Here is a 3948-nt window from a genome sequence, read left to right as displayed (position 1 = left end):
TCTGCTTTTCCCAGGTAGGCTTAACTGCAGCTCAGCCATCAGATCGGCAAAACTCCCTTTGACCTTTCCTTCTAGACCAATTTTGGTAGGAGGAATCTTCACTCCTTGGGAAAGAGGAAGTAAATGGGTATTCAGTTCTGCATGGTCAATAGCTAAATCAATTGAAGCCGAATTGCGTAAAGCTTCACTTGTAAGTTCAGTATATTTAAGACTTAAACTTCCCGCCAATTTAAAAGGGCTTGAATTTAGATTAAGGCTTGTTAATTGAATTTTTGAAGGTGTGAAATTTATGTCTCCTGATAAATCCACCGATTCATCATAGTCCTCCAGAAAGAGAGACATCGAATCCATACTTGTACTAAACTCTTTTTCCTCCAAAAGCACATTAGTAAGGGCAAATTCAATGGAAGAAAAACGCTCTGTCTTTCCTGCTTGTCTATTGGAAAGAATCAGTATACCCTCTTCTACCAACAGATGGGCAATGCTTGTACTTGGTGGCTGCTTGGTAGAATCTCTTTTGAGTTTATTGACAAACTGTTTTAAGTTGGATAAATCTTCGTTTTGGTAGGTTGTCAGATGTAATTCTGGAGAAATTATGTGTAGCGAGCTAAAGTCATAATCTCCTCTAAGGACATTCTCTAACTCGGTTAAATCTAATTTAATTTGTGAGATGAGTAATAATGTATCTTTTCTGTGGTCACGAATGAGCACATCGTCAAATTGGATTTTTCCCTGAAGATTAATTTTTGCTTTACCAACTTCTATAGCAGTATCAAAATTATCATTCACTTTTTGGGTGATGGAGTTTGCCAATTGTGTTTGAACTTTTTCTGATGAAAAAAACACCACAAACGCAGCAACTGCTAGCACTATGAGTGCAAGGATGAAGGCCGCTATTTTACGAAGATTTTTGATGAGAAAAGTGTAAATTTACAATTCGTTAAAGTTACTAAATGATTGAACAAAAACCATGCTATATTTTAGCCATTGAATCTTCATGTGATGATACTGCAGCTGCAGTGTTAAAAAACGACATTGTTTTGTCAAATAGTATTGCCAATCAATCTATACATGAGGCCTATGGTGGGGTTGTCCCAGAACTTGCTTCCCGAGCGCACCAGCAAAACATCGTACCTGTCGTTGATCAGGCAATAAAAAAAGCCGGAATCTCCAAACAGGATTTATCAGCGATAGCCTACACGAGGGGCCCAGGATTACTAGGGTCTCTGCTTGTTGGAACTTCATTTGCTAAGTCTTTGAGCATGGGATTATCCATTCCGTTGATAGAAGTAAATCACTTACAAGGACATTTACTCAGTCATTTTATTGACGATGGAAACCCAAATCCACAGTTCCCATTTCTTGGAATTACGGTCTCTGGAGGACATACGCAGATTGTGAAAGTGACCAATCATTTTGATATGGAAGAAATAGGAAGAACATTAGACGACGCAATAGGCGAAGCTTTTGACAAATGCGGGAAAGTTTTGGGTTTAGGCTACCCAGCAGGACCACATATTGACCGATTAGCTAAGGAAGGGAATGCTAAGGCTTTTCACTTCCCAATCCCTAAAGTTAGTGGTCTAGATGTTAGTTACAGTGGCTTTAAAACCGCCGTGATTAACTTTTTGCACAAAAACACACAAAAAAATGATGCATTTATTAAAGAAAATTTAGCTGATTTGTGTGCCTCCATTCAACACACATTGATTGAAATTATTTTCACAAAAATAACGAAGGCCGTAGAGCTCACTGGCATCACTGAGATTGCCATTGGTGGTGGGGTTTCTGCCAACTCAGGCTTACGAAATAAGCTACAAGAAACTGCAAAAGAGAACGGTTGGACTGTACACATTCCCCCTTTTGCATTTACAACTGACAATGCGGCCATGATTGGAATTGTTGGATATTTAAAATATCGTCAAGAATCATATGGCACGCTCGATCAGTCTGCCACCGCTCGCTTACCTATTTAATATGGATTTATTTTACCTACCCGAACTTGAACAAACCACAGGTGATCTTCTTTTTTCAAAAGAAGAGAGTAAACACATCAATAAAGTCCTTCGTAAAAAACAAGGAGAAAAGGTTAGCGCAACCAATGGAAAAGGACTAGAAGTAGTCATTCAACTTACCGTTTTAGGAACAAACCAAGTTCATGGAATAATTATTGAAGCCAAAGAGCACCCTCCACTCCCCTATCAATTGCATATTGCAATTTCACCAACAAAAAACATGAGCCGCTTTGAATGGTTTTTAGAAAAAGCTACCGAAATTGGTATACATCAAATCACTCCGCTGTTGTGTTCGCATTCTGAGCGAAAAACCATTAAACCCGAACGTTTAGAAAAAATCATAACTGCTGCTCTTAAGCAATCCCAACAATTTTATCGTCCGCAATTGAACCCCTTAACATCTTACAAAACCTTCATTGACAAAAACGCCAATGGATTGATTGCACATTGCAGAGAAGGAGATAAACCATCCTTGTTTTCTGAGGCAAGTGTAGCGGGTCAACTTACTATTCTGATCGGTCCAGAGGGAGACTTCAGTGAAGAAGAAATTAAGCAAGCACTCAACAAAAACTTCAAAGCCATTAATCTTGGAAAACAACGCCTCAGAACAGAAACAGCAGCCATTGTTGCTTGCCATACCATTGCGCTAAAAGCACAATAATTTTTTTCTATCTTTAATACATGAATCCAAACCAACTAGCACAGGGAATTGTACGCGCAATCATCTATTCAATTTTAATCGGATTAGGTGTATATGCTATCTATCTGTTGAGTTCCTTAATTGTTTTTATTGCAATTGCGGCCGTCACTTCTTTGATTGGAAGACCCATTACAGTTTTCCTAAAACAGAAACTTAAATTCAATAACTCAATTGCTGTCATAAGCACGATGAGTATTTTAATCATCCTACTTTTTGGGATACTCTCTTTATTTGTACCACTGATTATCCAGCAAGGAGAAAACTTATCATTGCTCGATGTAAACGCACTTGAAACAAAAATCAATCTACTTTTTGAAGAAATTGCGATCTATTTCAACTGGCAAGAAACCAATTGGAAAAATTGGCTCTTAGAAAAAGATTGGATGAATACATTAAACCTTGAAGTACTTCCTGAGTTTTTAAACTCACTATTAGGGTGGGTCTCTGGGTTCACTGTTGCACTCTTTTCAATCCTCTTTATCACTTTCTTTTTACTAAAAGACGCTCAATTGATGGAACGAACCGTTTTACTACTCTTCAGTAGTAAAAACCACAGTCGATTGCAGGCTTCATTTGAAAAAATCAAAAATCTCCTTTCACGCTATTTCATTGGTCTATTACTTCAAATAAGCATCCTTTTCGTAATCTATAGTATCATTTTGGTGATTTTTGGCATCAAAAACGCCCTAATCATAGCCTTCCTTTGTGCTTTACTCAATTTAATTCCCTACATCGGTCCACTCATAGGTGGTATGCTAATGTTGCTACTTACCATGACTGCGAACCTTGAGGCTGACTTTAGCTCGGTTATTTTGCCCAAAAGTTTATACGTAATGATCGGTTTCGTTTTGGGGCAATTGGTGGACAACTTTTTCAGTCAACCCTATATATTTTCGAACTCAGTTAAATCACATCCATTAGAAATTTTCATTGTTATTCTTATATCAGGAATCTTATTTGGAACCGTTGGTTTGATCGTAGCTATTCCATGCTACACTGCATTGAAAGTGATTTTTAAAGAATTTTATGCAGATAATAAAATTGTTCAATCGCTAACCAAAGATTTATGAAAAAGCTAAATCTCTTTGCTCTTATGGCTTTCATTTTTCTAGGAAAAACGACTCTTGAGGCGCAAAAATTATCTCGGATCGAGAAGAAAATTGTTCAAAAAGTAAAAACCTATGAGGTCGAATCCGTTGCTTTCCTAGAAAAAGTAGTTAACATAAACAGTGG

General features: G+C 37.5%; 4 protein-coding genes. 3 read left to right on the top strand and 1 reads right to left on the bottom strand.

The annotated features are described in order from the left end of the window. A partial coding sequence (locus ABF281_RS01250; RefSeq protein WP_347179884.1) for a hypothetical protein occupies positions 1–813 on the bottom strand: 813 nt, incomplete at its 3' end. Between the two features lie 140 nt (positions 814–953). Here ABF281_RS01250 and tsaD point away from each other — a divergent pair. Genes tsaD through ABF281_RS01235 form a run of 3 tightly spaced genes read left to right on the top strand, consistent with a single transcriptional unit; the run spans position 954 to position 3785 of the window. After that, a complete protein-coding gene (tsaD, locus tag ABF281_RS01245) occupies positions 954–1976 on the top strand; it encodes a tRNA (adenosine(37)-N6)-threonylcarbamoyltransferase complex transferase subunit TsaD (RefSeq protein WP_347179883.1) in 1023 nt (340 codons plus the stop codon). A gap of 1 nt (position 1977) precedes the next feature. Further along, the gene (locus tag ABF281_RS01240; protein WP_347179882.1) at positions 1978–2676 is read left to right on the top strand and encodes a 16S rRNA (uracil(1498)-N(3))-methyltransferase; all 699 of its coding nucleotides are present in this window, start codon (positions 1978–1980) and stop codon (positions 2674–2676) included. 20 nt (positions 2677–2696) lie between these two features. After that, on the top strand, positions 2697–3785 hold the full coding sequence (locus ABF281_RS01235) for an AI-2E family transporter (protein ID WP_347179881.1): 1089 nt from the start codon (positions 2697–2699) through the stop codon (positions 3783–3785). Positions 3786–3948: the final 163 nt, after the last annotated feature.

It is taken from the genome of Wenyingzhuangia sp., from assembly GCF_039768515.1.
Classification (GTDB): Bacteria; Bacteroidota; Bacteroidia; order Flavobacteriales; family Flavobacteriaceae; genus Wenyingzhuangia.
Note: the sequence above shows the minus strand (reverse complement) of the source record. Positions and strands in the feature narration are given on the sequence as shown.